Source organism: Methylomonas sp. BG-2 (assembly GCF_057766305.1).
In genome coordinates this window covers 1-1,771 of sequence record NZ_JBYMAP010000433.1, presented here as the reverse complement: position 1 = coordinate 1,771, position 1,771 = coordinate 1, and the positions used below count along the sequence as shown (strand labels likewise).

At 55.7% G+C, this 1,771-nt stretch carries 1 protein-coding gene; it reads left to right on the top strand.

What is annotated here, in order from left to right:
* Nucleotides 1-141: 141 nt before the first annotated feature.
* A complete protein-coding gene (locus AC3B8H_RS21020; RefSeq protein ID WP_488443458.1) occupies nucleotides 142-1,749 on the top strand; it encodes an MBL fold metallo-hydrolase in 1,608 nt (535 codons plus the stop codon).
* The last annotated feature ends 22 nt before the right edge of the window (nucleotides 1,750-1,771 follow it).

Below are 1,771 nucleotides of genomic sequence, written 5' to 3'. Positions count from 1 at the left end.
GAGGCGCCGACATTGGCCGGATTCGTTGATCGCTTGGCGGCATTTCAAGACGCAACCTAGATAGCGGAATCACCGCAACATAGATGGGATTGTCAACCCATGTCTATTAACCACGGGGCACGGAATAGGACGCTAAAGAATATGAACGATAAAACCCTATACAGACTCGCCGACTCGACCGCCGTCGAGGCATTGGTCGATTGCTGGGTGGCTTGGCCGCACACGCTTTCGCCGGTTGCGGCCAGCCTACACCGCTTGAATTACCAGAAAAAAAACTTGATCTCGTACTTGCAGAATCCGGCAATACACGTCAAATCCAGCGCTAATCCCAAATTGCTCGGCGGCCCTTTCGTCAACGTGGCTGAGGATCGGGTCGGCGACATTGCACTAATGTTGGAAAACATGAGCGGCGAACATGCCGATAGCCTGCGGATGGCGGAGGATTTAATCGCCTTTCAAAATCGGTTGGATCGGGAGGCAGTCGGGCAAAGTCTGGAATCGTATTACCAAGAGTTACCCGATTCGCTCAGCGGCTATGTGGAGCTGTTATACGACTACCAGAATCGCCCGATCGTCCGCTGCATAGAGAGCCTGTTCTACAGAAGCCGGCACTATAAAAAGCATTTGCAATCGTTACGGCTTTTCACCCAAACCCACGACAGAGCCCGCGCGTATTACATGAGTACGCCGCGTTTACCGGATGACGACAGCATCGGTTGGGACATCCCCTTCGCCGAAACGGCGGTGGACGAATTGTTCAAGTTGGACACCTGCCCTCAACCCTTGGGCTATATCCGCGAATTGCTGGGCTTGGATGCAGCCGATGACGCCAAACTGATTCGCTTGCTGGACGGGCAGGCGCCGAGTATCGCCGAACCTTGGCTGGGCGAAGGTGTTCGGGTGCGTTATCTGGGGCACGCCGGGGTATTGATCGAAGCCCGCGGCATTGCGATTTTGGTGGATCCGTTTATCGCCGTCAAACCCAGCCGGGGCGGAATTGACCGTTACAGTTTTCAGGACTTGCCGGCGCATATCGATTACGTGCTGATTACCCACGTTCACCACGATCATTATGTGTTTGAGACCTTGCTGCGCCTGCGCCACCGAATCGGCTGTTTGGTGGTGCCGAAGAGCTCGGGGATTTTTTACGCCGACATCTCGATGAGGTTGCTGGCCCGCGAATTGGGGTTTCACCGAGTGGTCGAAGTCGATCCGTTGGACAGTATCGGGTTCAGCGGTGGCGAAATCGTGGCCGTGCCCTTCCTCGGCGAACACAACGATTTGCCGTTCGCCAAAAGCGCCTACCTGATTCGGGCCGGCAAGCAACAACTGTTGTTTGCCGCGGATTCCAACTGCTTGGACGAACGGATGTACCGAAACCTGTGCGCCGAATACGGCGCGATCGGCACGGTATTTCTGGGCATGGAGTGCATAGGCGCGCCATTGTCCTGGGTTTACGGTGCCTTACTGCCTAAGCTGCCGGATCACAAACATTGTCAAGCGCGGCGTTCCAACGGTAGCAACGCCGAAGCCGCCTGGAAATTGCTGCATGCGGTAGGCGCCAGTCGAGTCTATGTCTATGCCATCGGCCGCGAACCCTGGTTGCAATACTTCATGGCATTGGAGCCCGAGGAAGATGACGCCTATATCCGGGAAATCAACAAAATGCTCGGTGCCTGTCAGACGCGCGGCTTCGACGATGCCCGACGCCTGTACGGCCGCGACGAGATTTTTTTGTCGGGTATCTGATGCGGGCTCGTAAAAATTCGGG